Below are 15,048 nucleotides of genomic sequence, written 5' to 3'. Positions count from 1 at the left end.
CCACAAAGAGATTCATTTGTGGCTTTTTTATTGAGTCATTTATCACTAACAAAATCCTAGATTAGTTTTTATACTTTCGGCATAACTCCTCCCTGTGGTAAGATTTGAATTTTTAGCATCATTCAGCGTAATGATGTATTTACTGTTGAAATATTTCTGGGCTTCTTTGATATAATCTTTGTTAAGAATTATCCCTCTGTGAATACGTAAAAAATTATCTGGCAATTTGTTTTCTAAGCTTACTATCGTTTCTGTACTTAAAAACACTCCTATTTCTGAGTGGATGCTTGTATAATTACTATCAGCTTCAAAATAAAATACGTCATCGAGTTTTATAAAAATGATTTTATCGTTTTTTTTGACCGTAATAGAAGTCATTCTTTTTTGTTCTTTTCGATGTGTAATCTCTTGTAAAACTTTGAGAAGCTCGTCGGAAGAACTTTTAATATGAAAGTTTTTTAATTTCTGAACGGTTTTTTCAATACGTTCTAATTTAACTGGTTTAACCAAATAATCGATACTGTTGGTTTCAAAGGCCTCTAAAGAATATTGATCGTAAGCCGTACAGAAGATAACCATTGGGATAGTTTGTAAACGTGCCAATAATTCAAACCCTGTACAGCTAGGCATTTCAATGTCTAAAAATATAATATCTGGATTTAATGCTTCAATTTTTTGCTGTGCCTCCCTTCCGTTTTGTGCTACATCTATCACATCAAAAGTTTCGGGAAATTCTTTAAGTAAGTTAAGTAAACCTAGTCTGGCTGGTGCTTCATCGTCAATAATGATGGTAGAATAGCGTTTGTTCATATTAAATAGCTTCTGGAATCGTAATAGTAATCATTTTTAGTGGTGTATTTGTCCAATTTAAAGTGGCATTGTTCCCATAGGTTAATCGCAACAAATCAAAAACCGTTTGTAAGCCATGACCACTTAATAAACCTTCAGGAAAATCAGGGCCATTATCAGTTACCGAAATCTTCATCTCATTTTGTTCTTTCACAATTTGTAATTCAATTTTACCAATGCCTTCATTTCTTGAAATCCCATGTTTCACGGCATTTTCTACCAATGGTTGAATTAAAAATAAGGGAATTTCATGGTTTTCTAAATCACTATCGACCATTATGGTAAATTGCAAACGCTCACCAAAACGAATTTTCTCGATGTCTAAATAGGTTTTTACCATTTCCACTTCATCATGAACAGTACTCGTTTTTTTATCTTTTCGGTTGATGGAATATTTAAACAAATCCGATAAGGAATGTGCCATTTTTTGAGTTTTCAGCGCATCTATTGGTGCTAAACTAGCAATGGAGTTTAAAGAATTATACAAGAAATGAGGATTGATTTGAGATTGTAACGATTTTAATTCGGCTTTCGCTTTTAGTTCTCTCAAATTGGCCAGCTTTGTTTCATTTTCTATGATTAAGTTTCTTTCCTTAAAGATAAAATACGCTACTAATGCTCGGAGTGATGCAATTGCCATTAAGAGTAAAAATACTTGCGATAAAGCTAAATAATCTTGTTGGTAATTGAGTGTATTTTTCAAGATAAAAAAGAAAACTAACAAACATCCAAAAGGCAAAAATCCAGTTGATAAAAAGATTAATCCAGTTTTTGCTATTATGTTCTTTACTGTTTTTTGAATTTTCAACTCAATAAAACGAAACAAATAGAGAAAGGGAAATGCTATTGCTAGCAACAAAGTGGTCGGTAAAAATGGCTCACTTCTATAAATCCGTGAATCATCTGGCATGGTTAAAAAATCATGAAAAGAAATACAGAATACAATTATTATATCAGCCAATAGCAAGGCTACTATGGACACAATACCAAACTGAAGCCAATCTTTCTTTGTTTTAACGCTTATTGATTGATAAATTTTATGAGTGACAAACAGACTTAACAATACCAATAGTAGCGCAGGTAAAAATATAACAGCTATGGGGTTTCTTACCCACCATAAAGAACGGTCTCTGCTTGCGATTTTAGCATCATCAATCTTTTTTAATACGCTGTCTTTAAATTGATTATCTGCTTTTGCCAGTCTTTCTTCGAAACCTTTTCTATAAATTTCTTTAATGATTGCCTTGTCTTCTTCATTCAAAGGAATATTTTCATTGGACGATTCAACAAGTGAGTTAAAAATACTGTTTCTTTTCTCTATTGATGGAAAATTAGTAAAACAACTTCCAACCAACAATTTTGCGATTCGTGATTCTAGAGACTGCCTAATTTCTACATCCGTTTTGTTGGTCTTGTCGACGTAGAGTTCCACACTGCTATAACCCTTATTAGTTTTACTGGATGAGCAACTATTTAGCCCCTTGTGTTTATCTGAAAATTCAATGATAAAATTAGGTTTCTCTGACTTTGCAAGGTTAATTGATATTGTCTCGGTTAAAGCATCTAACTTTTTTAAGATAGTAGAGATAGTTATCGAGTCTTCCTTAGAATAATTCCCCACCAATTTTACTTTTAAATCAGTGTACCATTTATCTCGAATTAATGGACTGTCTTGAAAAGAGTTCATTTCGACAATCTCTTCCCAAGGTTTTGCGGGAAGTTTTTCCAATTCTTGAGGAAAGCAAGGCATTCCCCAAATAAGAAAAACTAATAAGTACTGTAGTTTTTTCATGATAGTAAATTTAGATATTTATATCACAAAACAACCACAATAGATATTCTGTAAAAATAGGTTTCTTGTGAACTGCAAAATAGGACTGTAAACTGCATAACTCTTCCCAGAGGTAAGATTTGAATTTTTAGCATCATTCAGCGTAATATTGAATTTACTATTAATTTTTTCTGGCTTTTATTGCGTAGTCTTTTTTAAGAATTATTCCTCTGTGAATGCTTGTATACTTTGCCTTCTGCCTATCGCCTAAACACATAACTCAAATCTAATTCTGCACGATTACCTAGGTTTTAGTGCAAAATTATATTTAAGTTTTTTATCATAGGCACAAGGCAAAGAGTGTTGAAATGTTTTTTATTACCCACCGCCGAACGCCGTTACCTGAAAGCCCAAAGCATAATCTTAAATCTTATTTTGCCCACTAACTTAATTATGCCCTAAGAAATAGCCTTTAATTTTTTTCCATAAAAAGTGCATTACAGTACACTTTTTTATATATTTTTGTTTATAATAAAATAATTACCTAATAAAAGAGCCGTATAATGCACTTTCAACTATTAATTAGAGCAATTAAAGAAAGAAGAGAAATGCTACAAGTCACTCAGGAGACATTGGCAGAGCTCTCTGGAGTCGGACTGCGGACACTTAAGCAGTTTGAAAGTGGCAAGGGAAATCCAACTGCCGAAACTCTCCAAAAATTGGGCAATGCCTTGGGTTTAGAATTGTGTTTCAAAATAAAAGAACTGTAGTAAGGTATGAGACAAGCACAGGTTTTTTATAAAAATCAGCTAGCGGGTATTTTAACTCAAGAGGATAAAGGCAACTTTACTTTTTGCTATTTGGATGCGTGGTTTATAGATAATAGCAAACCTTCTGTGAGTTTGACTTTACCCAAAACGGCACAATGTCATGCCTCGGAGGTTTTGTTTCCTTTTTTTTACAATATGCTTCCAGAAGGTGTAAATAAACAGGCGGTTTGCCAACGAATGCGGATAGACCCAGATGATTATTTTGGTTTGCTGCTGATTACAGCCCGACACGATAGCATTGGGGCGGTAACCGTGCAAGAACTACAATAGGTGAATTTCAAATTTTATCTTTTCAATTTTATGCAACTCGACAGATGCCCAGGAACACTGGCTATGGGACATGACACTTACAGTAAAACCTGTTTGAATCGGATGTTTGAGGGTCGGAAAGTTTCGCCGATTCTCCCCTACCTTTCGCCTGTGGGGAATCTTGAAACGGATGAGCTTTTTCAAGAAAACCATACCAGAATATCAGTATCGGGGGTGCAGGAGAAATTTTCGGTGCTATTAGAAAAAAATCGTTTGCGATTAGTAAATGAAGGAGAACGAGGAGCTTATATCTTAAAACCTACTCCATCGACAGGGAAAAATACGGCACTAATGCCTGCCAACGAACACTTGACCATGCAAATGGCTCGACAAGTATTTGAAATAGAGACTGCAGAAAATGCCTTAATTTTTTTCCAAAATGAACAACCTGCTTATTTGACCAAAAGGTTTGATTTGAAAAAAGATGGGAGCAAATGGGCGAAAGAGGACTTTGCTTCGTTGGCAGGAAGAACCCCACAAACCCACGGAGCTCACTATAAATACCAAGGCAATTATCTGGAGCTGTTCCACATTCTAAAAAAATATGTGCCAGCTTACAGTATCGAAGCGCCTAAACTCTGGAAACTCCTCTTGTTTAATTATTTGTTTTCGAATGGAGACGCGCATTATAAAAACTTCTCCCTGATTGAAACTGAACTAGGAGATTTTAGACTTAGCCCTGCTTATGATTTACTAAATAGCCGTCTGCATATCAACGATGGTGACTTTGCGCTGGAAGAAGGACTTTTACCCAAAACTATCGCAAAAGGAAAAATTCATGAGCAGTTTTTTACTCTAGCACAAGAAGCTCAAATTCCTGAAAAGACGGTAGAAAGGATTTTTACTTTTATGCTCAATCAGTCTGAAAAGGTTTTATCATTGATTGAAGCTTCTTTTTTACCTGAAAAAACTAAAAAAAGCTATTGGCAAGCTTACCAAACCCGATTGAATAAGTTGAAAAGGTAATAGCTATCGCGTACAAGCATGAGTCATCCCGAATTGAGTGATTATATAAAAAATTGCATCCCATTAATAGAGACGTAATAATTGCGTCTTAAGCCAAATCACATCTAGCATAGCTTTTATCCCAATTCTACAATTCGGGATGACTTATATTTCTTGAGTAGTTTTTATTATTTTTTCCAGTCAATTACCTTAAAATAAGCAGGTTTTGGTTTGAAGTTTTCGTCGAAAAGTAAAGGATAATCTTTTCGTCCTTTCACAGGAAAATTATCAAGCCAAGAACGATTATCTGCTACATTCCAAAAGGTAATGCCTGTAATGACAGACTTGTATTTCCTGAAAATTTCAAACATTTTGCCATAATGTTCGGCTTGTTTTTGCAAAATCGCATCGGTAAGCACCAACTTATCTTTAGCTGTTTTTTCACGACTTTCATGCTCTTTTTGAAAAACAGAGACATCCATTTCTGTGATTTGAACCTTTAATCCCAAAGAAGAAAATTTCTTAATAGACTCCTCCAATCCTTGATATGAAGGCTCATAAATAGACCAGTGACCTTGCAAGCCAACGCCGTGAATAGGTACACCTTGAGCTAGTAGTTTTTTTAGTAATTGATAGATTTTTTCTCTTTTCTGAGGATTTTCGGTATTGTAATCATTGTAGAAAAGCTGTGCCGCAGGGTCGGCAGTGTGTGCATACTCAAAAGCTTTGGCAATGTATTCTTCTCCAATGATTTCTAAAAATGGGCTCGGACGTAGCATTTCTGTACCTGCATCTGGCACAGCTTCGTTGACTACATCGTAGGCATAAATTTGTCCACGATAACGGGACATAATCATACCAATATGAACTTTCAACCGCTCCAATAAAAGGGCTTTACTAACCTTCACTCCGTCTTTCATAAAAAACCATGCAGGCGTTTGATTATGCCAGCAAAGCGTATGTCCTCGCATTTTCATACCATGAATCTTAGCATATCCCAGCATTTCGTCTACGGGAGCCCAATTATATTCATTTTCTGAGGGATGAATAGGTCCCATTTTCATGGCATTTTCGGGCGTAATGCTATTAAATTCTTGGACAATCAATTTACTTTCAGCCTCGTTAGTGATGACTCTTTGATTTACTGCCACACCAATAGGAAAGTAGGATTGATAATAATCTTTGAGCCCTTGTGTTTGGGCAAAACTGAAGGTATGAACACCCACGATGAGTGCCGTAATACAAGTTTTTGTAAGTATGTTGAAATTGTTCAAGGCTATTTAGGTTTGTAATTGGAGATATAATATTTCTGAGAATAATGCAAAAAGAAGATTTTTCTACGAATAGAAAAACATATACTTCGGCATTAAGGTAGCACTATGTAATCACGATTTTTAAAGATTTTTCAGGATTTTTTTCCACTAACTATCGCAAACGTTTCCGAAATCAGTATTCTTGTAGCATATACCGATAAAAATAGTTTTCTAGCAAAATCAATAGTCTTAGGTGATACCTATCATACGTGAAAGCACTTTCTTAAAAAAGTACTAAAGTAAAATATTAGTAATCATAAAATTACACTCAAAACTCATACTTAATACACCACATTTCCTTCGAACACTAAAGATGTAACAGGAGATACTCGCGCCACGGCTTCGGCCGAACAACTGGCATCGACAAAAGCTATGTTGGCCTTATCGCCTATCTTTGGCCATTGTTGTTGACCTTGGTCATTAAGTGGAAGGATATTTCCAGTAGCCAATTTGAGACTTCTTGAAAGCAAAAATTCGGTGTTGTAGCCGTACAATTGTGCCATCAGATTGGCTTTTTGTAAAACGCTACCTGTGCCATAGGTATTCCAATGATCTACGATGCTGTCATTTCCAGTGACTACATTAACTTGGTATTTGTAAAGTGTTGGAATAGGCATAATCAACGACCCAATGGGAATAGTTGAGGCAATACCGATTTGAGAAGCACCCAATTTTTCAGCCACTTCCTCCTGTTTGTTTTTTTCTAATTTTCCTAAAACAAAACAATGACTAATAAAAGTCTTGCCTTTGAGCACAGGATTTTCGTTGACTTTTTGGATTAAATATTCAACAGTTTTAAGCCCCGATTCGCCTGATTCGTGTAAATGAATGTCGATTCCTTTGTTGTTGTCAAGCGCTAGCTGAACGGTGAAATCAATGGTTTTTTCGATAGCTCCATCAATGGTATATGGGTCGACACCACCGATAAAATCAATATCCATTTGAGCGGCATCTTTCAAAAAAGGCACTGAGTCAGTATAAAACACCCCATGTTGTGGAAATGCAACGAGCTCAGCCCCAAAGGTGTTTTTCTTATTCTCAAGGGCTTTTTGTAAGTTTATTAAGGATTGAAGTTTTGAGGTAGGTTCTATATTGACATGGCTTCGAGCAAAATTACTTCCTTTCGATTGTAGCAATTCAATCAGTTTTTCGGCCTTTTGAGTAGAAGTTTTGAGGAGTTCTGGTAACATTTTTTGCTCTAAAGTAATCATTCCTTTTACGCCATTGGTTCTTTTCCGAGTAGCCTGCCATTTATCTCCATAAAATGTTTTATCCAAATGAATGTGCATATCTCGAAATGAAGGTAACATCAAATGCCCTTTGGCATCAATCGCCTTTGCATGAGGTTGATTTGGTGTTATTTTGCTAATTTTTCCGTTTTCTATTTCGACTAAAAACAAGTCCGTTTTAGTCCCTATCACCTCTCCTTCTTCGTATTCAAATCCAGTTTCGAGACGAACATTTTTATAAGTCAATTTGCCCCCCAATACCTGAAATGTACTGTCGGACGACATCATATTCTGTGACAGTCCTTTCGTCATAGAAAGTCCTGTAAGCGCTAAAGTGGAGTTTTTAAGAAAATCTTTTCGAGAAAAAGTATTCCATTTTTTCATATTTCGAGTTTGGTTTGAAGTAAGGTTGGAAAATGTTTTTTATCCGAACAAAGATAAAGCTATTTGGGCTCTTTACTTTTTATACATCATAAAAACTGGGTGCTATTCGAAAAGAATCATTTTCCGAAAAGCACCCAGTTTTTAAAGTATTTTTAGATTTGAATTATTTAAAATTTTTCTTTACAAGTAATCGTGCAGAATAAGATTTAAGTGATGTGTTTAGGAACTAGACAACAAGCACAAGGCAAATAGTGTTAAGTTGTTTTTTAATACCCACAGCCATGCTTTTTTCCAAAGCCCACCGCCGAAAGCCGTTACCTGAAAGCCCAAAGTACAATCTTAAATTTTCTTCTACCCACTAACTTAAGTGACTCATACCGTTTAAACAGCACCTACTTGAGCTTCATTTTCACAGGATCCCACTGAATGATTTTTTTCGAGAAATAACTTTCGTTACATGCCAAGGCTGGCGCTGCCGCTCTAAAGCCGAAAGTAGCATCTTCGACTACCTGTTTACCTGTACGAATGGCATCAAAGAAGTTGGTAAAATGGTCGAGATGGTCGCTGTAGCCTGCTGGTACTTTGAAAACAATATCGTCTTTCGTTTTTCTTTTACGCTGTTCTGGCGTCCATTTGGCATCATAATCGGCCTGCATTTCGGTTTGCATACTTTTGGAAAAAGTAAATAATGAATCATAACCACCAAAACCTGGCGCTTCGGGCATGATGCTATGTTTGATGGTAATGTTATTGCCCATTACTTCAATAACCCCCTCAGAACCAATGAGTCTGATAATTTCCTGTCCCCCTGTTCCACTGATAAAGTTTACCTGTAAAGTCAACTGGAAAGCATCGTGCTCGGCACAATCTGGATATTGCATCACGCCCGACATTACGTCTGGCATATTACGACCGTCTTTCCAATAGCTAAATTGTCCTGTACTAAAAATTGTTTCAGGACCTTTTGAATTGGTAATCAAATGCGTACCACTCAATAAGTGAATAAATAAGTCGCCCGCAACGCCTGTTCCTACTTCTTTGAAGGCTCTCCACCAGAAGAATTTTTTAGCGTCAAATGCCATTTTTTCAGTTACTTCTATAAACTTATCCCAATTGGTAGTCATGGCATCTGCATCTTTGGGAATCGTGTATTCCCACGAGCCAATTGAGCTTTGGCGGTCGTAAACGGCATTTACCATATTGAGCTTTCCGATTTCACCAGCCGCTAATAATTCTTTGGCTTTGGCATAGCCAAGGCTACTCACGCGCTGGCTACCTACCTGCAATACTTTTCCTGATTTTTTGCTAGCCTCAATCACAGGATGACCTTCACTGATTTTGTAGACCATCGGTTTTTCACAATAGACGTGCTTACCTTTGGCGAGGGCATCGAGGGTAATACGCGCATGCCAACAGTCTGTTGTGCAAATCAAGACGGCATCAATATCGGGTCTATCTAAAAGCTCTTTGTAGTTTCTGGTAGTAAAAAGATCTTTGCCAAATTGCTCTTTGGCATTCTCGATTCTACCTGTATATAAGTCACATATACCAGCTAATTCAACACCAGGCACTTTGAGTGCAGTGCTCAAATCAAAATGCCCTTGTACGCCGTAGCCAATTACACCTATACGGATTTTATCATTGGCAGTGATTTTTTTATTGTACTGCAAAATACGTTCTTCGGCCTTGCCTTGATTAGCCAGTGAAGCAAATGGCGAAGTAGCAGAAATGAGGGTTGTTGCACCAATTTGTTGCAGAAATCTTCTTCTTGAAGCAGCATCGTTATTATTTTTCATAGAATAGGAATATGTTGGGGGTTATTTTGTTATTGCGATAATGAGAAATTTGTTCTTGACACTAAGCATGTTGTTTATGCCTTATTGGATATAACTCAAATAAGGCATAAACAACTCTTCAGAATATAGTATCGGTTAATGATAAGATAAAAATAGCGGATTTATGCGGCTTTGTGGAAGGGTCTGTCTGGTCATGAGGATTCACAACCAATTAAGTTCATGATTATCGTTGCCGACTGAAGCAAAGCCTATATTGAGTCGATTATCCTGATGGTTCGTATTGCCAATATAGAAATCAACGCTACTTATTTGAAAGAAGAATCATCTATGTCTGTCAAGTTGGAAACGGGCGTTATTTCAATTTTCCCGATGTTTCAAAAAGAGCATCCTACCACTTTCCGACTTTTGGAAATATATGCCAGTAAAGAAGCGTATCAAAGTCATTTGAAAACACCTCATTTTTTACATTACAAAAAGGCAAATTGCACATGGTAAAATCTCTTAAATTGGTAGAAATGAGCACGCTTGACCCTAAAAGTATGCCTTTGATTTTTTCGAAAATGAAATAAAAAAAGGCACAAAGCGGATAATTTTTTTGTGCCTTTTCAAATCTATTTTTATTCCTAAAGTTCTCTTTTCTTCAAGGCTTTCACGGCATAATCGGCTGCTCGAGCTGTTAAAGCCATGTAAGTAATAGAAGGATTAACGCATGATGACGAAGTCATTGCAGCACCATCAGTCACGAAAACATTTTTTACAGCATGAACTTGGTTGAAAGCATTCAAAACAGACGTTTTGGCATCACGTCCCATGCGTGCTGTTCCCATTTCGTGGATTCCTAGCCCTAAATGCACCTCTGGACGGTTGTATCCTGAGATATTTTTAAAACCTGCGGCATCCATCATTTCCATAGCGGAGTTCATAATGTCTTTACGCATGGTTATTTCGTTTTCGCCAAAAGCAGCATCAAACACAATCATCGGAACACCCCATTTGTCTTTTCTGGTTGGGTCGAGATACATACGGTTTTCGGGATTAGGTAATACTTCGCCAAAACCACCAAAACCAATTGTCCATTGCCCTGGCTTGGTCAAACTTTGTTTAAAGTCACCACCAAAACCATCTGCATTTACACCTCTGCTCCAACCTTCACGGCTTGCTCCGCCCTGATAGCCAAAACCTCTCAGATAAGATTGCTTGTCATTGCCCCAGTTGCGGAAACGTGGAATATAAAGTGCATTAGGTCGCTGACCATACACATAATCGTCCAAGAAACCTTCCACCGTAGCGGTAGCGCCTACGCCCAAATGGTGATCCATGATATTGCGCCCCACTTGATCGCTATCATTTCCTAAACCGTTCTGAAAACGGTTCGATTTTGAATTGAGCATCAAAGCGGCGGTGTTCATGGCACCAGCGTTTAAGAAGATGATTTTGGCAAAATACTCTTCTACTTGATTTGTTTTTTGATTGATTACACGTACACCAGTAGCTCTTTGTTTTTGTTCATCATAAAGAATCTCAGCTACAATGGTATCGTGTAACATACTCAAACGCTTGGTCAGATTGGCGGCTGGAATGGCCCCTGAAAGCGAGCTGTAATAGGCGCCATAAGGACATCCACGCACACATTTGTTGCGATATTGACATGAAGCTCTGCCTAGTTTGGTATGCCATTCTTGTGGTTGAGAGAGATTGGCCACACGTCCAACTGTTACAGGACGATTAAATTTTTCAAGCATCATTTTCTTGAAATGCACTTCGGGTGCAAACAGTGGCATAGCTGGCAAAAAATGACCATCAGGCAATACATCAAGCCCTTCTTTTTGTCCGCTCACTCCTACAAATTTTTCTACATAAGTGTACCAAGGAGCCAAGTCGTCATAACGGATTGGCCAGTCAATACCGATGCCTTCTTTGGCATTAGCCTCAAAATCTTCTTTATTGAAACGATACGACTGGCGCCCCCAGTGCATCGATTTTCCGCCTGTATGGTACGCGCGAATCCAGTCGAAAGGGCGTTTTTCGATGTATGGATTGTCTTTATCATTCGTAAAAAACGGACCTGACTCGTCATTAGCCAAATTGCCAAAGCGCTTATTTGCCCAAAGTTCCTCAGCCGAATGCGCCGTAACTTTGCCTCTATGTTCTACCTCCCAAGGCTGTTTCATGGCGGTATCATAATCTTGCGGGTGTTTTATTTCACGACCACGCTCAATCATCAATACATTTAATCCTTTTTCAGTTAATTCCTTAGCAGCAAACCCACCCGTCATACCCGAGCCAACCACGATTGCATCAAAGGTGTTATTTTTAGTAGCTTTTATATTCAAATACATTATTTTCAGCGATTTAACAGTTAAAAATACTTTAGCAGAAGAGTAGAATTGAACTCAATATTGTTAACTAGCACCCTATTTTAGGTTATGACAATTCACAATTTATAACTCACAATTCTATTATTCTCTCCTAGTAAGCATATGATTTTTGATTGGGTTTCAGCTTGATATTCTCTACTTTCCCCGGTATTTGCACATATTCAAAAGAAGCTTTGATTCCTTCTTCAGAAGTAAAATACCCCAAAAGTGTTAGCTCTTTTATGAGTCGCCAAAATGGTAATCCTTTCGCTACTTTTTTAATATCCTCATGATCGTCGTTGTCTCCCATTTTGGTTTGTTTCATTTGACGTGCTTTCATTTATGCCTTAGTTTCTTGCTCCAAGTACTTGAGGATACCTTTACGCTCATTATCGTTGAGCTCCAAAAAATTTACTTGTTCCATCTTTACCAAACCTTCCATAAAACTCAGTTGCTCGGGTTGTAAATAGCAATCCTTCATCATCATTTCGATGAAGGCAGGAACACCCACATCCTTTGCACCGGGAGAAACGTCGTTGGGTGCTGTAGTTTTGGGAAGTATCAATTCAGCAATTTCAGCTACGATATTGCGCTGTATTTGAGTCAAGCTAAAATTAGCCCCGTTAGGATGAGATTTAATAGGTTTTTCCCAATGATTCATCGCCATGAGTGTAGGAGCCGAAAACGCACCGCCCAGCATCATGGCTACATTTTTTATAACATCTCTTCTATTCATTGTTCTGTTAAAAGGTTGGATAGATTAGTAATAATAATTGGTCTTTATAATCAATTCAGTCAGTTATTTGGCTCTGGTGAGCTAATCAAAATTAAGTTATTAAAAAAGGGAAAGTTATACAAATTCTACTTACAGTTAAATTTTTTAGATATACAGATATAAAAAAAGAGTAACGAAATATATAAATTTCGTTACTCTTAAGTTAGTGGGCAAAATAATATTTAAGGTTGAGCTTTAGGCTTTCAGATATCGGCTTTCAGCGGTGGGCTTTGGGAAAAAGCAAAGCATTTCTTTGTTTTTTAAAAACATGTTAAAACTCTGTGCCTAGTACCTGTTGCCTACTGCCTAGGCATATAACTTAAATCCTATTGTGCACGATTTCTTTAATGATTGTAAAGGGAAATGAATTCACCCGCTAATTGGAATCGTTGGTCAAAAACTAGGGATTACATTTCCGAAATCAGAAATCCCCAATCTGCAATAGTTGGAAATTCTTCGTATACTACTCCACCTTAGCACCTATCCTTGCGGGATTGAATTGATAAATGCCTCGAATGTTTCTTTCAGTTTTTGTACAGTACCCTTATCCACCTTTTTGGCTTTACAAGCCTTTAAAAGCTGCTTGTTAAGCTTTTCATATTGCAACTCCAAGTTTGACTTCTGTGGGCTTTCTTCGCCTTTGATTTGCTCCGTTGCGACAATTTGGTTGTATACCGCAATTACGTCGTCTACACTTGAAATTGGGCTAAGTACTTCGCTGGTTTTGCCAAGTTTTTGAATCTTTGATTTTTCAACCTTTGCTTTTCCATTCAACACTTCCTTGCGAAATACGGGGTCGAGTCGTTCTAAACCTTTGGCAAATTCAGCATCTCTGCGAATTGTTTTTTCATCTACATTGAAGTACTCTCCTAGCTCTTGAGCAGTGGTTTTTTTAGGATTTTCTCCCAGATGGACATTTTGCCCATTAGGCAAATTTTCGTTTTGGACAATGCCTCCTTTGAGGTTATCTGCTAATTCTTTTTTCTCTGAATTATAGCGCAATCCTCTCAAATATGACGCTTGCTGTGGAGTAATATTACGACGACTCAACTGGAAGTCAATCATAAAATCTCGTACTTCTTTCAGCGACTCAAAATTGTCAATTTGAATGTTAAAAGAAATACCCAGCTCAGTACACAACTTATAGCGGTTGTGTCCGTCAATCAGTACATATATTTCGTCATCTGACGAATCTGTTTGTCCTACCACGTGTTTGGTGGTACGCCAAATTTTTAGAGGGTCCTTGCAACCATGTTTTATCAAATTGTCTTTCAGGGCTAAATATTCTACCTCTAACAAAGGAGGAATCAGGTCACGTAGCTCATCGAGGACAACAATATTTTTCTTGATAGTTTCGGTCGTACTAAAACTATTGATGGTATTCGGTTTTAGCGTTTGAAGAAGCGCCTGACTATTTTCAGCCATTTTTTCTGCTAAAGATTTCTTTGCCATAGGTTAAGAGAATTTATGCGTTGCGACTGTACAATGATTGTAAAAACTCGTCCGCGAGACTTTGATAGGAGGTTGCGGCCTCCGAACTTTTGTTAAAAGCACTAATGGTAAGATGCTCGACCATGGCTTTTTGAAAATCAATCAAATGCTTTATTTCCGAATCAAATACTCTCAGTCCCGAAAATTGCTGTCTCATGAGTTCTTTGTACTCGCGGTGAATGCTGTTATTTTTTACCATCGTAAATACAATGCCGTCTAATTCTAGCGAAGGGTTTAACAATGCTCTCACTTCTGAGATTCTTTCCAACAATACCACAAGTCCTTTGTAGGCAAGCTGCTCGGGTAGGGTCGTAATCAAACAGCTATTCGAGGCTTGCATAGCCGTAATGGTTAAAATATTGAGCGAAGGAGGACAATCTATCAAAATGAAGTCATAATCTTTCGAAACTTTATTGATTGCCACTCTCAAACGTAATTCGCCACCGATCTTGTTGGAGAGTTCTTTTTCGGCAGTACTCAGCTCAATATCGCTCGGCGAAATATCAAGATTTGGGATTACGTTTTGAATAGCTAGTGGCACTTCCAAATTGAGCAAGGAATGATATACCTGTGTTTCGCCCACATTTACGTTTAGAACCTCGCTTAGACTGCCTTGAGGGTCAATGTCTATTAAGAGTACTTTAAAGCCTTTATTCGCCAAAGCTTCGCCCAAATAAGCCGTAGTTGTGGTCTTTCCTACACCACCTTTGTGATTGATAATTGAAATTACACGTGCTTTTTCAAAAACCTCAGGATTAAAACCGTATTGTGTCACAACAGGATAAAGGTCAGCCAAGTGCTTTTCATTCAAATTACGCGAGCCATTAAGAACCGCAGAAAGGGTATTCTTGGGTAAAGAGGCTTCTCTCTCAAGGGTAGCAATCGATAAAGCTGAACGTCTTTTCAAAAACTTAAGTAATGTTTCTTGTGTAAGCATCGGTTTGAAGTTTTGTACGATGCTAAATTACTTGTCATGTTTAACTTTTCAAACATATTGAA

General features: G+C 37.4%; 12 protein-coding genes and 1 pseudogene. 4 read left to right on the top strand and 9 right to left on the bottom strand.

Annotation, left to right across the window (positions count from 1 at the left end):
* Nucleotides 1-45: 45 nt before the first annotated feature.
* Together QM524_RS20660 and QM524_RS20655 are read right to left on the bottom strand one after the other, a co-directional pair.
* Nucleotides 46-810 carry a LytR/AlgR family response regulator transcription factor gene (locus QM524_RS20660; protein ID WP_283346011.1) on the bottom strand — a complete coding sequence of 255 codons (765 nt, stop codon included), beginning with the start codon at nucleotides 808-810 and terminating at the stop codon, nucleotides 46-48.
* 1 nt (nucleotide 811) lies between these two features.
* Complete coding sequence (locus QM524_RS20655) at nucleotides 812-2,641, bottom strand: sensor histidine kinase (RefSeq protein ID WP_283346010.1); 1,830 nt, start codon at nucleotides 2,639-2,641, stop codon at nucleotides 812-814.
* Between the two features lie 542 nt (nucleotides 2,642-3,183).
* On the opposite strand from QM524_RS20655, the gene QM524_RS20650 reads away from it, so the two are divergent.
* The 3 genes from QM524_RS20650 to QM524_RS20640 are packed head-to-tail and all read left to right on the top strand — an operon-like array spanning nucleotide 3,184 to nucleotide 4,725.
* Complete coding sequence (locus tag QM524_RS20650; protein WP_283346009.1) at nucleotides 3,184-3,390, top strand: helix-turn-helix domain-containing protein; 207 nt, start codon at nucleotides 3,184-3,186, stop codon at nucleotides 3,388-3,390.
* 6 nt (nucleotides 3,391-3,396) lie between these two features.
* Nucleotides 3,397-3,720: a HipA N-terminal domain-containing protein gene (locus QM524_RS20645; protein ID WP_283346008.1), complete on the top strand. Its 324-nt coding sequence runs from the start codon at nucleotides 3,397-3,399 to the stop codon at nucleotides 3,718-3,720.
* 30 nt (nucleotides 3,721-3,750) lie between these two features.
* Nucleotides 3,751-4,725, top strand: coding sequence for a type II toxin-antitoxin system HipA family toxin (locus QM524_RS20640; RefSeq protein ID WP_283346007.1), 975 nt, complete (start codon nucleotides 3,751-3,753; stop codon nucleotides 4,723-4,725).
* A gap of 167 nt (nucleotides 4,726-4,892) precedes the next feature.
* Here the strand turns inward: QM524_RS20640 and QM524_RS20635 are convergent, their stop codons facing one another.
* The 3 genes from QM524_RS20635 to QM524_RS20625 all read right to left on the bottom strand — a co-directional run bounded on the left by QM524_RS20635 (nucleotide 4,893) and on the right by QM524_RS20625 (nucleotide 9,426).
* Nucleotides 4,893-5,945: an endo-1,4-beta-xylanase gene (locus tag QM524_RS20635; RefSeq protein ID WP_283346071.1), complete on the bottom strand. Its 1,053-nt coding sequence runs from the start codon at nucleotides 5,943-5,945 to the stop codon at nucleotides 4,893-4,895.
* A gap of 353 nt (nucleotides 5,946-6,298) precedes the next feature.
* A complete protein-coding gene (locus QM524_RS20630) occupies nucleotides 6,299-7,630 on the bottom strand; it encodes an amidohydrolase (protein ID WP_283346006.1) in 1,332 nt (443 codons plus the stop codon).
* A 392-nt stretch (nucleotides 7,631-8,022) separates the two neighbouring features.
* Nucleotides 8,023-9,426 (bottom strand): Gfo/Idh/MocA family protein, encoded by a 1,404-nt coding sequence (locus QM524_RS20625; protein ID WP_095164248.1) that lies wholly within the window; start codon nucleotides 9,424-9,426, stop codon nucleotides 8,023-8,025.
* Between the two features lie 270 nt (nucleotides 9,427-9,696).
* On the opposite strand from QM524_RS20625, the gene QM524_RS20620 reads away from it, so the two are divergent.
* Nucleotides 9,697-9,921 carry a putative quinol monooxygenase gene (locus QM524_RS20620; protein ID WP_283346005.1) on the top strand — a complete coding sequence of 75 codons (225 nt, stop codon included), beginning with the start codon at nucleotides 9,697-9,699 and terminating at the stop codon, nucleotides 9,919-9,921.
* Between the two features lie 128 nt (nucleotides 9,922-10,049).
* Here the strand turns inward: QM524_RS20620 and QM524_RS20615 are convergent, their stop codons facing one another.
* The 4 genes and pseudogenes from QM524_RS20615 to QM524_RS20600 form a co-directional block, all read right to left on the bottom strand.
* Complete coding sequence (locus QM524_RS20615; RefSeq protein ID WP_283346004.1) at nucleotides 10,050-11,765, bottom strand: GMC oxidoreductase; 1,716 nt, start codon at nucleotides 11,763-11,765, stop codon at nucleotides 10,050-10,052.
* 130 nt (nucleotides 11,766-11,895) lie between these two features.
* A pseudogene (locus QM524_RS20610) lies at nucleotides 11,896-12,444 on the bottom strand (gluconate 2-dehydrogenase subunit 3 family protein).
* A gap of 594 nt (nucleotides 12,445-13,038) precedes the next feature.
* The gene (locus tag QM524_RS20605) at nucleotides 13,039-14,010 is read right to left on the bottom strand and encodes a ParB N-terminal domain-containing protein (RefSeq protein ID WP_283346003.1); all 972 of its coding nucleotides are present in this window, start codon (nucleotides 14,008-14,010) and stop codon (nucleotides 13,039-13,041) included.
* Nucleotides 14,011-14,023: 13 nt separating this feature from the next.
* Entirely contained in the window at nucleotides 14,024-14,986 is a 963-nt protein-coding gene (locus QM524_RS20600) for a ParA family protein (protein ID WP_095164252.1), read from the bottom strand.
* Nucleotides 14,987-15,048: the final 62 nt, after the last annotated feature.

Origin of the sequence: Flectobacillus roseus, assembly GCF_030056595.1 — a bacterium.
Taxonomy (GTDB): domain Bacteria; phylum Bacteroidota; class Bacteroidia; order Cytophagales; family Spirosomataceae; genus Flectobacillus; species Flectobacillus roseus.
Note: the sequence above shows the minus strand (reverse complement) of the source record. Positions and strands in the feature narration are given on the sequence as shown.